This is a genomic window from uncultured Acidovorax sp. (assembly GCF_964021665.1).
Taxonomy (GTDB): Bacteria; Pseudomonadota; Gammaproteobacteria; order Burkholderiales; family Burkholderiaceae_C; genus Acidovorax; species Acidovorax temperans.
The window spans coordinates 21,874-37,049 of record NZ_CAXIAK010000032.1 but is presented as its reverse complement, the minus strand read 5'-3'; the positions used below and the strand labels follow the sequence as shown (position 1 = coordinate 37,049).

Annotated in this window: 14 protein-coding genes; 6 read left to right on the top strand and 8 right to left on the bottom strand. The window is 67.4% G+C overall.

The features are described from left to right. From AADJ04_RS09110 to AADJ04_RS09100, 3 genes are all read right to left on the bottom strand, one after another. The coding region (locus tag AADJ04_RS09110; protein ID WP_341239417.1) for a UvrD-helicase domain-containing protein at positions 1 to 888 on the bottom strand (888 nt) is incomplete at its 3' end. Between the two features lie 199 nt (positions 889 to 1,087). Next, positions 1,088 to 1,306: a hypothetical protein gene (locus AADJ04_RS09105; protein ID WP_341239416.1), complete on the bottom strand. Its 219-nt coding sequence runs from the start codon at positions 1,304 to 1,306 to the stop codon at positions 1,088 to 1,090. Next, complete coding sequence (locus AADJ04_RS09100; RefSeq protein ID WP_341239415.1) at positions 1,303 to 4,299, bottom strand: DNA topoisomerase III; 2,997 nt, start codon at positions 4,297 to 4,299, stop codon at positions 1,303 to 1,305. Before AADJ04_RS09100 ends, AADJ04_RS09105 begins: the two co-directional genes overlap by 4 nt. Positions 4,300 to 4,432: 133 nt before the next feature. Between AADJ04_RS09100 and AADJ04_RS09095 the strand changes: the two genes are divergently transcribed. The 4 genes from AADJ04_RS09095 to AADJ04_RS09080 all read left to right on the top strand — a co-directional run bounded on the left by AADJ04_RS09095 (position 4,433) and on the right by AADJ04_RS09080 (position 7,252). Beyond that, positions 4,433 to 5,026, top strand: a complete 594-nt coding sequence (locus AADJ04_RS09095) for an SET domain-containing protein-lysine N-methyltransferase (RefSeq protein ID WP_341239414.1) — start codon at positions 4,433 to 4,435, stop codon at positions 5,024 to 5,026. Next, positions 5,023 to 5,871 carry a biotin--[acetyl-CoA-carboxylase] ligase gene (locus AADJ04_RS09090; RefSeq protein ID WP_341239413.1) on the top strand — a complete coding sequence of 283 codons (849 nt, stop codon included), beginning with the start codon at positions 5,023 to 5,025 and terminating at the stop codon, positions 5,869 to 5,871. Before AADJ04_RS09095 ends, AADJ04_RS09090 begins: the two co-directional genes overlap by 4 nt. Before the next feature lie 25 nt (positions 5,872 to 5,896). Further along, positions 5,897 to 6,613, top strand: coding sequence for an SPOR domain-containing protein (locus AADJ04_RS09085; protein WP_341239412.1), 717 nt, complete (start codon positions 5,897 to 5,899; stop codon positions 6,611 to 6,613). 171 nt (positions 6,614 to 6,784) lie between these two features. Further along, positions 6,785 to 7,252 (top strand): YidB family protein, encoded by a 468-nt coding sequence (locus AADJ04_RS09080; RefSeq protein WP_341239411.1) that lies wholly within the window; start codon positions 6,785 to 6,787, stop codon positions 7,250 to 7,252. 155 nt (positions 7,253 to 7,407) lie between these two features. Here the strand turns inward: AADJ04_RS09080 and AADJ04_RS09075 are convergent, their stop codons facing one another. Continuing rightward, positions 7,408 to 8,706, bottom strand: a complete 1,299-nt coding sequence (locus tag AADJ04_RS09075) for an acyl-CoA dehydrogenase family protein (RefSeq protein WP_341239410.1) — start codon at positions 8,704 to 8,706, stop codon at positions 7,408 to 7,410. A gap of 195 nt (positions 8,707 to 8,901) precedes the next feature. On the opposite strand from AADJ04_RS09075, the gene AADJ04_RS09070 reads away from it, so the two are divergent. Beyond that, positions 8,902 to 9,678 carry an SOS response-associated peptidase family protein gene (locus AADJ04_RS09070; protein WP_341239409.1) on the top strand — a complete coding sequence of 259 codons (777 nt, stop codon included), beginning with the start codon at positions 8,902 to 8,904 and terminating at the stop codon, positions 9,676 to 9,678. Between the two features lie 130 nt (positions 9,679 to 9,808). Here AADJ04_RS09070 and AADJ04_RS09065 read toward each other — a convergent pair whose 3' ends face one another. Further along, the gene (locus AADJ04_RS09065) at positions 9,809 to 11,182 is read right to left on the bottom strand and encodes an esterase-like activity of phytase family protein (RefSeq protein WP_341239408.1); all 1,374 of its coding nucleotides are present in this window, start codon (positions 11,180 to 11,182) and stop codon (positions 9,809 to 9,811) included. 94 nt (positions 11,183 to 11,276) lie between these two features. After that, a complete protein-coding gene (locus AADJ04_RS09060) occupies positions 11,277 to 12,227 on the bottom strand; it encodes a DMT family transporter (protein WP_341239407.1) in 951 nt (316 codons plus the stop codon). A 66-nt stretch (positions 12,228 to 12,293) separates the two neighbouring features. Here AADJ04_RS09060 and AADJ04_RS09055 point away from each other — a divergent pair, with 66 nt between their 5' ends. Then, the gene (locus tag AADJ04_RS09055; protein WP_341239406.1) at positions 12,294 to 13,241 is read left to right on the top strand and encodes a LysR family transcriptional regulator; all 948 of its coding nucleotides are present in this window, start codon (positions 12,294 to 12,296) and stop codon (positions 13,239 to 13,241) included. Here AADJ04_RS09055 and AADJ04_RS09050 read toward each other — a convergent pair. Beyond that, complete coding sequence (locus AADJ04_RS09050; RefSeq protein WP_044396192.1) at positions 13,211 to 13,393, bottom strand: hypothetical protein; 183 nt, start codon at positions 13,391 to 13,393, stop codon at positions 13,211 to 13,213. The genes AADJ04_RS09055 and AADJ04_RS09050 overlap by 31 nt on opposite strands. 115 nt (positions 13,394 to 13,508) lie before the next feature. Next, positions 13,509 to 15,176 (bottom strand): FAD-dependent oxidoreductase, encoded by a 1,668-nt coding sequence (locus tag AADJ04_RS09045; RefSeq protein ID WP_341239420.1) that lies wholly within the window; start codon positions 15,174 to 15,176, stop codon positions 13,509 to 13,511.

Genomic DNA, 15,176 nt, shown 5'->3' with positions numbered 1-15,176 from the left:
GCCCATGTACACGGCGTCGGCCCCATGGGCGCCGTAGATGACCTGGTCGCGGTCGCCCACGCCGCAGAACTGGCACTGGGTCGAATCCAGCAGCTCGCGCAGCACGCGGAACGACGCGGCATTCATGTCATGCATCTCGTCCACCAGCAGCATTTGCAGGTTGCGCGGCCAGGGCCGCAGGCTGGCGGCGGTGTCGCCTTCGAGCAGGCGGCGGGCCAGGTCGTAGGTGGCGTCGTAGGGGCCGCGAAACAGCGGCTCGTCGGCCAGCTCGCGGCGGCGGATGCGTTCGTACGCACGAAACACCTTGAGCTGGGTGTAGCCAATGCCCAGGTCGCCCGCATAGTCGGGCGTGGCGGGGCCATCGTCGCGCTCCAGGTCGTCTTTCAACGTGCCTTTGAGCAACAGGGCCATGGCCAGAAAGTCTTCGATAAAACCCGCATCGCCCGCGCTGGGCAGTTGCAGCTCTTCGGGCCAGCGCTCGGATTCGTTGGCCTCGATGCGCTGCACGGCCTCCCACACGTAGGGGCGCAGGGCTTCCTGGGTGTCGATCTGCTCTACGGGCGGGCCGTAGGGCTCTTGCAGCATGGCGGCGCAAAAGGCGTCAAAGCTGGCGATGCGAAAGCGCGCCACCACGGGCGCCGGCACGCCAATCTTGCGCAGCGCTGCCTGCAGGGCCTGGCAGGCGGTGTCGGTGTAAGTGAGGGCCAGGCAGCGCTCGGGCGGCATGCCGGTGGTCCACGCCTGGGCCATGCGCAGTGCCAGCGTGGTGGTTTTGGCGGCACCTGCGTTGGCCTCGATGATGAGGGTGCGCTCGGCCGACATCTGCACGGCGACTTGCTCGTCGGTGGGGGTGATGTGCTTGGGTTGGTACGGGTGAACGGTCGCCAACGGGAATCCTCAGGTATGCAGGGGCTGGAAAGCGCTGCGGGGCGCAGCGCTGGGGCCGCAGGGGCCGAGCCAAGCCGCGCGGGCTTAGAGCGGCTAACAAAACTCAGCGAAGCGGTTCTGGCTAGGCACTGTGTCGTAGGCAGTACGAGCAGTACGACAAGACACAGCAACGACGCCAGAAGAGTTTTGTTAGCCGCTCTTAGCGCCGCCGACCTACGCCCAGGTCAATCTCGCCGTAGACGGTGACGCCGCTGCTGCCACCGCCCACGTCCGTCACAGCGTTGCCCTGGGGGCCGCTGCTACGTTTGTACAAAGGGCCCGAGGCATCGCCCCCGGCCGGGGGCGTGCCCGCGCAACCCGCGAGCAGGCCCAGCGCTGCGCACAACGCCCAGGCCCTTGCGCAGGCCAGCGGCGTCATGCGTCGCCGCCCAGGTGGTTGCCCAAAATGCCTGCCAGCTCGAACATGCCTGCGCTGTCTTTGCCAAACACGGCGCGCAGCTTGTCGTCGGCGACGATGGTGCGCTTGTCCTTGGGGTCTTGCAGGTTGTGGGCCTTGATGTATTCCCACATCTTCTTGACGGCCTCGGGGCGGGCCACCGGCTCGGTGCCGATGACGGCAGCCAGCGCGGCGCTGGGGGCCTTGCCTGCGGCGGCCTTGCGCGGCGCTTTGGCGGCGGTGGTTTTGGCTGCGGCCTTCTTTGCAGGGGCTTTTTTGGCGGTTGCGGTGGTCTTGCCTGCCTTGGCTGCGGCTGTTTTGGCCGCAGCGCCGGGGCGGGGTGGGAACTTGCTGGGCGCAAATTCAAAGTTGACCTTGCCCGCCTCCTTGTCCCACGCCAGGTGGGCCTTGAAGTTGCGGCGCGTGCGCATGCTCACGAACTTGTCGAGCAGGTCGGTCTTGCCGGTCTCCAGCAGCTTGTGCATCTGCTCGCGCTCCACGGGCTGCTGCAGGATGATCTTGCCGCTCTTGAAGGTGCAGCTGGGCGTGGGCTGTGCGGCAGTGGGCACGGCCTTGCTGCACACGTAGTTGCTGCCGTGTTCGTGCACTTCCGATCCGCAGATGGGGCAGGCACCCAGCGAGGCGTCTTCAAACTCCACCAGCTCGCCCGATTCTTCGGCATTCTTGTCATCGCCAAAGTCGAATTCGAGCTTGTAGTTGTGCGCCTCGTCGTCGTACTTGATGACGATCTCGGACGTGAACGGCCAGCCCGCCTTGGAGCGAAAGCCCTCCAGCGGGCCGATCTTCTTGTCGCGCAGCAGCTGTTCGGCCTCGGCCGTTTCAAAGGTGCGGCCGGCGGGCGACTTGCCAAAGCTGAACCCGCAACCTTCACCGCCCGCCTTGCCCACGCAGGCGTACCTGCGGTAGTTCTCCTTCACTACGCCGCCGCAGTTGGGGCAGGGAGATTGCAGCGTGGCGTAGTCGCCAGGGATGGTGTCGCGGTCGTATTCCTTGGCCTTCTTGACCATGCGCTCGGTCATGGCGGCAATCTCGGCCATGAAGGCTTCGCGGCTGAGCTGGCCCTTTTCCATCTGCGAGAGCTTGTATTCCCACTCGCCGGTGAGGTCGGCGCGGCAGAGTTCTTCCACCTCCAGCCCGCGCAGCAGCGTCATCAATTGGAACGCCTTGGCCGTGGGGATGATCTCGCGGCCTTCGCGCAGCATGTACTTTTCGGTCAGCAGGCCTTCGATGATGGCCGCGCGGGTGGCTGGCGTGCCCAGGCCCTTTTCCTGCATGGCTTCGCGCAGCTCGTCGTCGTCGATCTGCTTGCCCGCGCTTTCCATGGCGCCGAGCAGCGTCGCTTCAGAGTAGCGGGCGGGCGGCTTGGTCTTGAGGCCCTTGGGATCGACCTGCAAGGTGTTGACCATTTCGCCAGGTTTGACCGGCACCAGGTTCTGGCCCTTGTCGCCATCCTTGCCGCCTTCGACTTCGTCGGCTGCTTCCTTGCCATAGATGGCCAGCCAGCCCGGCTTGACCAGCACCTTGCCTTCGGTCTTGAAGCTGTGCACGGATGTGGCCCCCACGCTCCCCACTTCGTGTGGTTCGCTGCCCCCCGAGGGGGCCGCGCCTTGCTTGGGGCGGCCCGGCGCGGCAGCGACGGTGCTGATGCGGGTGGTGACGGTGTATTCAGCGCTGGGGAAGAACACGGCCATGAAGCGGCGCACGACCAGGTCGTACAGCTTTTGCTCGGCTTCGCTCAAGCCCGATGGGGCCTGTGTGGTGGGGATGATGGCAAAGTGATCGCTGACCTTGCTGTTGTCAAAGATGCGCTTGGACGGGCGGATGTAGTTGTTGTTCAGCGCGGTGAGCGCGTGCGGCGCCAGGTGGCGCATGCCGCTGTCGGCCAGCATTTCAAACGTTTGCTTGGCCACGGGCAAATAGTCTTCGGGCAGCGCGCGCGAGTCGGTACGGGGGTAGGTCAGGGCCTTGTGGCGTTCGTACAGGCTTTGGGCCAGGGCCAGCGTGGTTTTGGCCGAGAAGCCGAACTTGCCGTTGGCCTCGCGCTGCAGGCTGGTCAGGTCGAACAGCAAAGGCGATGCCTGGGTGGTGGGCTTGCTCTCCTCGGTGACCGTGGCCTGCTTGCCGCGCACGGCGTTGGCAATCGCTTGTGCCTCGGCGGCAGACCATACGCGGTCGGCCTTGGCCTCCGCGTCCTCGCCCTTCTTCCACTTAGGGTCGAACCACTTGGCGGGGTACTCGCCCGCTTCGGCGCCAAAGGTGGCGTGGATTTCCCAGTAGTCGCGGCTCACAAACTTGCGGATCTTTTCTTCGCGCTCCACCACCAGCGACAGCGTGGGCGTCTGCACCCGGCCCACGGTGGTCAGGAAGAAGCCGCCATCGCGCGAGTTGAACGCCGTCATGGCGCGCGTGCCGTTGATGCCGACCAGCCAGTCGGCCTCCGAGCGGCTGCGGGCCGCGCTGGCCAGGCCCGCCATTTGCTGATCAGAGCGCAGGCTCTCGAAGCCGTCGCGGATGGCCTGGGGCGTCATGGACTGCAGCCACAGGCGCTTGACGGGTTTGCCCAGCGGTTTGCTGCCGCCCGCGTACTGCTCGATCAGGCGAAAGATCAGCTCCCCTTCGCGGCCCGCGTCACAGGCGTTGATGATTTCGGTCACGTCCTTGCGCTTGGCCTGCTTGACCACCGCGTTCAGGCGGCTCTTGGTCTTGTCCACGGGCTTCAAGTCAAAGTACGGCGGGATCACGGGCAGGTGGGCAAAGCTCCACTTGCCGCGCTTCACGTCAAACTGCTCGGGGGCCTGGATCTCCACCAGGTGGCCTACGGCGCTGGTGACCACATAGCGGTCGTTCTCGAAGTGGTCTTCGTGCTTTTCAAACTTGCCCGCCACGGGCGTCAGCGCGCGCACGATGTCCTGCGCCACTGAGGGTTTTTCTGCAATTACCAGGGTCTTGGTCATTTTCGGTTTCTCGCCAGTCGTTCTGGTTGCCCGCACAGCGGGCGCTTCTACAATTCGGTTCTCGCGCGCATGCACACGCACACACGCGCCCGCACACACATGTGTGCACCATCAAGTTAACAGAGTTTTAGCCATGGCCCGCAATGCAACGCCTGCCGACCCCAACGCCCACACCGGCCGCCGCATCCAGACCCGGCGCTCGGGCGTGCACGGCAGGGGAGTTTTTGCCCTGCAGGACATCGCCGCCGGCGAAGTGCTGGTGGAATACACCGGCGAAATCATCAGCTGGCAGGAGGCGCAAGACCGCCACCCCCATGACCCCAGCCAGCCCAACCACACGTTCTACTTCCATGTGGACGAAGACCGGGTGATTGACGCCAACTACGGCGGCAACTCGGCCCGCTGGATCAACCACAGCTGCGACCCCAATTGCTTCGCCGACGAGCGGGACGGCCGCATTTTCATCACCGCGCTGCGCAATATCAAGGCGGGCGAAGAGCTGAACTACGACTACGGCCTGATCATTGAAGAGCGCTACACGCCCAAGCTGAAGGCCGAGTACCCCTGCTGGTGCGGGGCCGCCACCTGCCGCGGCACGCTGCTGGCCCCCAAGCGCGGCTGGCGCCCGCCCATGCCCGACCTGCCTGCGCCAGAGCCCCGCACGGCCAAAGCCAAGGCACCAAAGACCGGCAAGGCCACCGAAGCCAACAAGGGCCGCAAGGCATGACCGCCCCCATCCGCTGGCCTGCCGAGGCCGTCTGGGAGGCCGTGGCCCCGCTGCTGCCGGGCTTCACGGTGGAAGTGCTGCCCAGCATCGATTCGACCAACACCGAGCTGATGCGCCGCGCCCGTGCCGGGCAGACCGAGCCCACCCTGCTGGTGGCAGAGCAGCAAACCGCCGGGCGCGGCCGCCTGGGCCGCGTGTGGCAGAGCGATGTGGGGGCTTCCCTCATGCTGTCGCTGGGCCTGCCCATGGCGCCCAGGGACTGGTCCGGCCTGTCGCTGGCCGTGGGGGTGAGCGTGGCCGAGAGCCTGCAGCCCACCCTGCCCCCGCTGGAGCCGGGCCAGCCTCCGCGCATTGGCCTGAAATGGCCCAATGACCTGTGGCTGAGCGGCGACCGCAAACTGGGCGGCATTCTGGTGGAGACCGCCAGCTTTGTGGCACCCCAGGCTGCGCACCCTGCCCCCGCCCATGGCACCGCTGCCCGCTACGTGGTGGTGGGCATTGGCATCAATGTGCTGCCCCGCAGCGGCGAGGGCATGAGCATGCCCCCCGGCTGCCTGCAGGACGTGGAGCCCGGCCTGGACGCCCCCGCCGCCCTGCTGCGCATCGTGCCCCCGCTGGTGGCCATGTTGCAGGGCTTTGAGGCCTGCGGCTTTGCGCCCGTGCAGCCCCGCTTTGCCGCACGCGATGTGCTGCAGGGCCGCCCCGTGACGCTGAGCGACGGCCAGACCGGCACCGCCCACGGCGTGGGCGAAGACGGCGCGCTGCTGGTGCACACCGCCCAGGGCATGCAGGCCGTGACCAGCGCTGAAATCAGCGTGCGCCCCGCCGTGCTCTCTACCCTCTGACACCCCTTCTGAAAAAGCCCTGCCCATGCTGCGCCTTGCCGTCATCGCCCTGCTGCTGGCCAATGCCGGTTACTACGCCTACACCCAGGGCTGGTTGCGCAGCGCAGGCCTGGTCACCCCCGAGCAGGCCGAGCCGCAGCGCCTGCAGCAGCAAATTCGCCCCGAAACACTGAAAGTGCTGCGCGCCCAGGGCGCCACCAACAACCCCACGCCGCCACCCGCACCGGCTGCTGCCCCAGCGGCCGACACTGCCGCATCGGCCCCTGTCCCCACGGCAGCCGCCCCGGCTGATGCGGGCGAATGCCTGCAGGCGGGCATCTTTGACGACAAGCAGGCCACCGCCCTGCGCACTGCCGCCGCCAGCCTGCCCCAGGGCAGCTGGACGCTGGAGCCCACGCCCATCACCGGGCGCTGGATGATCTACATGGGCCGCTTTGATGACCAGGAGACGCTGGACAAAAAGCGCGCCGAGCTGCGCGCCCGCAAAGTGGACTTTGACCGCGCAGGCGGCACGCTGGAACTGGGCCTGTCGCTGGGCCGCTTCTCGACCGAAGAGGCTGCGCAGCGGGGCCTGACCACCTTGAACGCCCAGGGCGTGCGCACCGCCCGCGTGGTGCTGGAGCGCCAGGCCGCCCCCGGCTTCGTGCTCAAGCTGCCCGCAGTGACCGACGCCCAGCGCCAGCAGTGGCTGGCCACCCTGCGCCCCGCCATGGCAGGCAAGACGCTGGGCAGCTGCAGCTGAGACCCTGCCCTCGGTTTGCACAAGTTGACCATTGGCTCCGCAGGCCTATGGCCGCTTGCGGCACACTGCCCCACGCACACGGTGCCACGGCCTGAACCGGCCCTCAGCCCGTGCCGCGCAGCGGTGGGACAACCCGCCTGCCTTTTCAACGGTTTCACAGGGAGCAGCACCATGGGTTTATTCGATTCAGTCGTCGGCGCAGTCTTGAACAACGCTGGCCAAGCAGGGGGCAACGCCGCAGGCGGTGGCCTGGGCGGGCTGCTGGGCATGGCCGCCCAAAACCCGCAGCTGGTGCAGGCCGTGCTGTCGCTGCTCAGCAACGATGGCGCGCACGGTGGGCTGGCGGGGCTGGTAGAGCGCTTTCAGCAAGCGGGGCTGGGCAACGTGCTGCAGTCGTGGATTGGCACGGGTGCCAACCTGCCGATCTCGGGCGAGCAACTGGCCAGCGTGCTGGGCCAGGGCACGCTGGCGCAATTGGGCAGCCAGGTGGGCGCCGCCCCGGCCGATGTGGCCCAGCAGCTCAGCCAACTGCTGCCCGGCCTGGTGGACCGCCTCACGCCCCAAGGCCAGATGCCCCAGGGCGGCCTGGGCAACAGCAGCGACCTGATGGGCGTGCTGGGACAGTTTTTTCGCGCTTAGAGCGGCTAACAAAACTCTTCTGGCGTCGTTGCCGCGTCTTGTCGTACTACGCGTACTGCCTGCGACGCGGTGCCTAGCCAGAACCGCTACGCTGAGTTTTTTAGCCGCTCTAAAAGCGTGCAGCCCCGGGCTGGCCAAGCTCAGCCCAAGATTCATCAAGCCTGCAGATGCGGCGGGGCCGCCAGCTGCTCGGGGGTGGTGAAGTAAGCCGTGTGGCTGCCCAGGCCCGCGCGCGCCTGGGCCAGCACCTGCCGGGCCACGGTGCGCAGGTGCACCTCATCCGGCCCATCCATCAGGCGCAGGGCGCGGCCCCAGGTCCAGAAGGCGGCCAGCGGCGTATCGGGCGAGAGGCCCATGGCGCCAAAAATCTGCATGGCCCTGTCTACCACGCGCTGCTGCAGCCGCGCAGCCACCACTTTGATGGCAGCCACTTGCGCGCGCACCTGCCGGGGCTCGGCGGCGTCCCCCTGGTCCAGCAGCCAGGCGGCGTGCAGCACCAGCCAGCGCGCCTGGTCGATCTCGATGCGTGAATCGGCCAGCCACTCCTGCACATTGGCTTGTTCAGACAGCGGCTTGCCAAAGGCGTGGCGTTCCAGCGCGCGTTCTGCCGCCAGTTGCAAGGCCAGCTCACACTGGCCAATGGTGCGCATGCAGTGGTGCACCCGCCCCGGCCCCAGGCGCGCCTGCGCCATGGCAAAGCCCTGCCCCCATTCGCCCAGCAACGCAGTGGCGGGCACACGCACGTTGTGCAGGCGAATTTCGCAATGCCCTTCGGGCGCATGGTGGTGCAGCACATGGATGTTGCGCACCACCTCCACCCCCGGCGTGCCCACGGGCACCAGCACCATGCTGTGGCGGTGGTGGCTGTCGGGATCGGCACTCTCATCGGCGTCGGTATTGCGGCACAGCACGATGAGCAACTGGCACTGCGGGTGCGCTGCGCCGGTGATGAACCACTTGCGGCCGTTGAGCACCAGGGTGTCGCCCTCTCGCCGCACGGTGGTCTGCAGGTTGGTGGGATCGGACGAAGCCACGTCCGGCTCGCTCATCGCGAAGGCCGACCGGCACTGGCCGTGCAGCAGTGGCTGCAGCCACTGGGCGCGCTGCGCGGGGCTGGCAAAGCGGTGCAGCAGCTCGATGTTGCCGGTGTCAGGGGCGCTGCAGTTGAACACCTCGGCCGCCCAGGGCAGGCGGCCCATGGCTTCGGCCAGCGGCGCGTAGTCCAGATTCGACAGGCGCGTGCCGGGCTCGTCATCGCGCAGCGTGGGCAGGAACAGGTTCCACAGCCCTTCTTCGCGCGCCAGGGCCTTGAGGTCTTCCAGAAACGGCGGCGGGTAGTCGCCCGCCTGCACGGCGGCATGCCAGGCGGCGTTGTAGGGCAGCACGTAGCGGTCGATGAAGGCGTTGAGCCGGTCGCACATCTGCCGGGCCAAGGGAGAGGGGTTGAAGTCCATGCGGCCATTGTGAAAACCGCGCCCGCCCGTGTCAGAACGCAGGCGACACCCGGCTTGACGCAAGTCACCACGGAGCGCCACCGTACATTGCCCGCACCCAAAATGCTAGCTTTTTTATAGCTTGCAGCGCTTATTGCACAAGCGCTGGATGGCATTTTTATGCATAGCCTTTGTCGAACAAGGTACGATCCACCCATGACCACCCAGTACGAAACCCTGCGCCACGAAGACACCTACCGAGAGGCTTTTGGCGTGGAGCCCCCCGCAGCGCTGGGCGAGCGACTGCTGTGGCCGCGCAAGCCTGGCTGCTTCATCGTGCACCAGGCGGTGGCCACGGCGCTGCTGTCGCCCGAGCCAGCCGCCCCTCTGGCGGCAGGTGCCGTTGAGTTCAACGCGGCGGATGACACCGCCACCCCACCACCGGCCGACCGCACCCGCGTGCTGGTGCCGGCGCAGTGGGGGCTGGTGCCGCACTGGGTCAAGTCAGCATCAGACGCCAAGCTGCGCGCACCCAAGCTGGTCACGGCCAAGTCGGATTTGGCGTCCACCGGCACGGCGTTTCGTGAAGCGTGGCTGCAGGGCCAGCGCTGCATCGTGCCCATGCAGTCGTTTTACGCCGACGACTACCGCAGCGGCAAAGCCGTGCCCACGCGCATTGCCCGGGTGGACGGCAAACCGATGGGTGTTGCGGGCCTGTGGGCGCGTTGGCGGGGCGCGGATGGCGAAGTCATCATCAGCTACGCCCTGCTGACGGTGAACGCCAACAACCACGCGCTGCTCAACCGCTACCAGCAGCCGGGCAGCGAAAAAAGCATGCCCGCCATCCTGAACGAAGGCGCCTACGACGCCTGGCTGACGGCCCGCCAGGAAAAGGCCAAAGAGTTTTTGCGCCAGTACGCGCCCCAGTACCTCACGGCCAACCCGGTCGAGAACAAGGCCGACAAGGTGCCGAAGAAGGACTGGCTGGGCTGAGAGCCTGTTCTAAGGACTTTCAACGCCCCACCCCACACGCGAAAAACACCCAGGGTTGCAATGCAGGCCCTGGGTGTTTTTCTTTGAACAAGGTGCCTTGCGGCAGCCTCAGCGCTGCATCGGCAGGCTGTCAACGCGCCTTGAGCAGCGCCTCCACCTGCAGCAGCACCAGCTCGTTGTCGTCGGCCTTGTTCGGGTCGCGGCTGGAGCTGAAGGGCAGGTTGTTGTCGTTGCCGACCACGATGTGCTTGTCGTCCACCACGTCCACGTTTTCAATGGTGAAGAACGGGAAGGCGAGCACGCCGTTCGTCAAAGGCTTCTTGGCCAGGCGCTGGGGGTCCTGGATGTTCATGAGGTCGATGTAGCCGATCTTGCGGATCTCGCCGCCCACATTGGCATCGCTCATCTCGATCTTGTACACGCGCTTGAACTTGGCCAGGTCGTGGAAGCAGTCGGTGCGCTTTTGGTCTGCGGGGCAGGCCTTGTCGGCCGTGCCTTCGCCGTTGTCGCGCTCGATGATCAAACCGGTCGTGTTGTCGATCATGTTGAAGTCGCCAATCGCGTGGTGGTTGGCCTCCAGCACGTACTTCCAGTGGCGGCCCGTCCACTGCTCGCTCTTCACGTCGAATTCGAGCACGCGCAGGACCTGCTTGCCGCCCACGTTTTCGTAGGCCTTGGCCGCCTCGTTCCACAGCGCGCCTTCGAGCAGGGCGTAGAGCTTGCTGCCGTCCTTGCTGGCGGCCATGCCTTCAAAACCCTTGGAGCGCTTCACGTCAAACGCCGTGGGCTTTGCGTCAGGAGCACCGGGCATCAGCACGCCAGGCGCGTCGGGCGAGCGCACGACCTTGCCGTCCACCTTGGTGTCGAACACGGCCAGCACCTTGCCGTTCAGGTCGGCCTTGATGAGGTAGGGGCCAAACTCTTCCGCAATCCACAGCGCGCCACCGGCGAACTGGAAGCTCTCGGGGTCGAAGTCCGCGCCCGTCAGGTAGCGCTTGTCGGTGCCTTCTTGCGTGATGCGGAAGGGCACTTTCTTGTCGGGGTCGTGCAGGAAGACGGTCTTTTGGCGGCTGAACTGGCCGCTCTGGAAGTCCACGGTGTAGTGGCTCAGGTGCAGCATGAAGTCGGGCGAGTTGGCCTTGGAGCCAGCGCCGTTGTCCGTCAGCAGCCAGAAACTGCCGTCGGCCATGCGCTTGATGCCGGAGTGGCCCTGCACCGGCTGGCCATCAAAAGGCAGGCTGATGCCTGTGGGGCGGCCGGCAGACAAACCCATCACCGAGCCCAGCTTTTCCACGCGCTGGGCGGTGGTGAACTTGCCAGCGTGGCGCAGGTCGGCCGGGGCGTCTGCGGGCGCGGGAATCACGGTGAGTGCAGGCATCACGGCGTGGCCCGCCAGCGTGGCGGGGAAGGCTTGCTGCGCGTGAGCGGTGAAGGCTGGCGACAGGGCAACGCAAGCCAGCGCAACGCTGGCAGCCAGGCGATTCAGAGAGAAGAAAGCAGACATGGTGGCAAGGGTTCACAAAATGAAAGGCGCCACCTTGCCGGGGGGATGTGACGCGGGTGTGACGCGGGTGTGACGCAGGTGTCAGCGACTCCCCTCACCGCCGTGCCATCCACAGTGCAGCCCCCACCACCAGCGCCCCGCCCAGCCAGCCTTGCGGCCCCAGGCTTTCGCCCAGCCAGGCCACGGCAAACAGCGCGCCCCAGGCGGGCTCGGTGCCGGTGAGCAGGCCCACGCGGCTGGGGCTGGTGTGTTTGAGGGCCCAGTTTTGCGCCACCAGGGCAAACACGGTACAGCCCAGCACCAGGTAGGCGGTGGCCCACCAGAAGGCGCTGGCGGCGGCCCAAGTGGGAAGCGGGGGCAGGCCTTGCGGCAGCAGCGCCCAGCCCATGGCCAGGGTGCCCAGGCCCACCACTGCCGACTGCACGGTGGTGAGCAGCAGCACGGGCACGGGGGCCGCGCCCGGGGCAGCGCTGGGCGAGACGTGGCGGGCCGCCCGCGCCGTGGCGCAGGCCATGAGGGCGCGCAGCACGGCGGCGGCCAGCATGAGGGCATCGCCCCCGCTCCAGCCGCCCTGCCAGCCCCCAGCCAGCAGCAGTGCGCCGCACAGCGACACTGCCACGCACATCCACACTGCGCGGCTGGGGCGCTGGCCCATCAGCGCCCATTCGGCCACGGGGGTAAAGACCACACACAGGCTGATGAGAAAGGCGGCGCGGCTGGCGGGCGTGTGGGCCACGCCATAGGTCTCGCACACAAAGATGGACAGCAACAAAGCCCCGAGCGGCAGCCCCTTGCGCAGCGCGCCCCACCGCTGCGCGGCCGTGGTGCCGCGCAGCGCCACCGGTGCCAGCAAGGCCGTGGTGAGCAAGAAGCGCACCGCCAGAAAACCCAGCACGGGGTAGTAAGCCAGCGCGCCCTTGGCCACGCCGTAGCTGGTGCCCCAGACGATGGCGACCAACAGCAGGGCCAGGTCGGCCCCGCGCAACAGGGGGGATGGGGAAGCAGGCAGAGAAGAAGCGGGTGACACCGCGGCAGAAGAAGTCATGCCGCCGATCGTAGATTTGCTCTGCCACGCTGATAATCCGGCATCTCAGAACAACATTTGTTCCCCATGAGCACGAATGAAGCCCTGGCCCCAGTAGCCCACCTGGCCCACCTGCCCCATCTGGCGGACATGGCCGTGTTTGCCCGGGTGGTGGAAGCAGGCAGCTTCTCGGGCGCGGCGCGGGTGCTGGGCACCACGCCATCGGCGGTGAGCAAGCAGGTGGCGCGGCTGGAAGGCTTGCTGCGCGTGCGCTTGCTGGAGCGCACCACCCGCAAGCTGCGGCTGACCGAAGCAGGCCACGCCGCCCATGGCCATTGCCAGGCACTCGAGGCCGCGGCACGCGATGTGATGCAGCTGGCCGACCGGCACACGCATGTGCCGCAGGGCCTGGTGCGCATGAGCGCGCCCAAGGCCTATGGGCGCCAGCGCATCCACCCGCTGGTGCCCCCGTTTTTGGCGGCGCACCCGCAGGTGGATGTGCAGCTGGTGGTGACCGACAGGGTGGTGGACTTGTTTGCTGAAGATGTGGACCTGGCCATCCGCATCACCGACACCCCTCCACCAGGGCTGGCGGGGCGCCCGCTGGAGGCGGTGGAGCACATCGTGTGCGCCAGCCCCGCCTATCTGGCACGGCGCGGCACACCGCAGCACCCGAGCGAGCTGACGGAGCACGATTGCATTTACCTGGGAGAAGACCCGAGAGACCGGCGCTGGCGCTTTACGCAGCGCGGGCAGGCGGAGTCGGTCACAGTGGCAGTGCGCGGGCGCTACGTGGTCAACCACAGTGAAATGCGCCGCGAAGGCGCGATAGCAGGCCTGGGCATTGCCAGCCTGCCGGGCTTTGCCGCACAGGGCGCGCTGGAGCGTGGGGAGCTGGTGCGGGTGCTGCAGGCATGGCGGCACGACACGGCCTACTCAGGCACGGCGTGGCTGCTGTACCCGCCGAACCGATTTTTGCCCAGCCGCCTGCGGGCGTGGGTGGATTACTTGGCCAGCGCGATACCGCAGGGCTGAGCCACGGGCAGCGCCCAGGCGCGGGCCGTGACAGACAAAACCGCCAGCACGGTGCAGTTGCTGGCATGGGCCACGTTGGCGGCCAGACGGGCGACCAGGGAGGGCGCGGCGGATGCAGAGGACACGGTAGAGACAGTGGTGACAGCAGACATGGGAAGACTCAAAAGATAGTGCTTTGAAAATGCCGCCAGTTTGCCCACCAGCCGTGACGGCGGTGTGACAGTGCAGCGCCCGTGTCACATGACAGTGGCCCAGACCGTCACCCCTCTACCCCTGCCAGAGCCCCGCCGCATGCCCCCGGGTGAAGGCTTCCTCAAACACCGAGTAACCCGACCAGTCGCTGTGCGCAAAGGCCAGCCGCGCGGTGGCGGGGGTGGGAAGGGCGCGCTGACGCTCTCCATTCAATAGCAGCTTGCGCTTACCTGGCGTGCCCTGCAGGCCAATTTGGCTTAAAAATGTTTGAACGCCCGGCACGGGGATGGACATGGCGTGCCCGTAGCGGGTGACCTGTACGCGCGTGGCGCGCTGCACCACATCAGGGTGCGGGCCAGCCAGCGCGGCCAGGGCGGCGCGGCCCCAATGCTCGGCGCCCTGCGTGGCCAGTTGCTGGCGCGCATCGGCCACATCGCCCAGGGCCTGGTAGTACGTGAGCACGGTGGGGCCGGGGCGCGGGTCTAGCTTCTGGTGCGACGCATCCACATAGCCCAGGCCGCCGGGGTTGCTGTCGCCGTAGATGACGTTGTCCCACGCGGGGGCGGCGCCGGGGCGGTCGGCCAGCGGCGCGTTCAGGTGGATGTTGGTCACGGCCCAGGGTGCCCATTGCAGGCGCTGGGCGGCTTGCGCCAAGAATGCAGGCGGGTTTTGCACCACGCGCGCCGCGACAAATACCGGCAGCGCAACGATGCAACGCGGCGCCTGCCAGCGCTCCACATTGCCGCTGTGGTGGTTGAAGGCATCCACCTCCACGCCCCGGCGGTTTTCGGCAATGCGCAGCACGCTAGTGCCGGTTTGCAACTGGCCCTGCGCCTTGAGCGGGGCGGCCAGTTGCTGGGTGAGCCAGCCATTGCCCTCGGGCCAGGTCAGCACGCCTTCGCGGTCTTCGGCCACGGCTTCGCCCGGTGCATGAAAGCCGTGGCGGCTGGCAAAGTAATGCAGCCCGGCCCAGGCCGACACGCGGGCAATGCCAGCGCCGTAGTCGTCGCGGCAGCAGTAGTCCAGGTACCAGCGCAGGTGCGCGTCGTCCAGGCCCTGCTGCTGCAGCCACGCTTCAAAAGTCATAGCATCTAGCGCTTGATGGGCGGGCGCCAGGCCTGTTTTTGCATCCAAAGCGGCAAACTGCGGCATGGTGAAGCGGGCAGCACGACTGGCAGCGGCCACGGCCTGCGAGAAGCGGCGGTATTGCTCCAGCGTGGCTTCGCCCACGCCTTGTACGGGCAGCAGGCCTTCCTGCCACTCGCGCTCAAAAAACAGACGCTCTTGCGGGCTGTGGCACAGGTGGCGTTCGTCGTACTGCCAGCGCCCGGCCACGCGCTGGCGCAGGCCCAGTTCTTCCAGCAGGTCTTGCACCTCGGGCGCGTGGTCGCCCGGCACGGGCAGGTAGTGCGCGCCCAGCGGGCAGGCCACGCCATTCACCGCACCGGCCCGGCTGTTGCCGCCGGGGGTGTCTTCCAGCTCCAGCAGGGCAAAGTCGTGCACCCCGGCCAGGCGCAGGCTGCGCGCCGCCGCCAGCCCGGCCACGCCGCCGCCCGCGATGATGACCTGGGCGCGCCGCACCAGCGTGGGCGCGGGCAGCGGCCCCTGGGCCAGCAGGTCGCGCAGCGCGTGGCCGCGCTCCAGGTCGATGCCCGCAAAGGCGAATTCCAGCGCCGGTGGTGGTGGCTGGCAGCCAGCCAGCAATGCGGCAGCAGCGCTGACCAGAAAGTGGCGCCGCTGCAT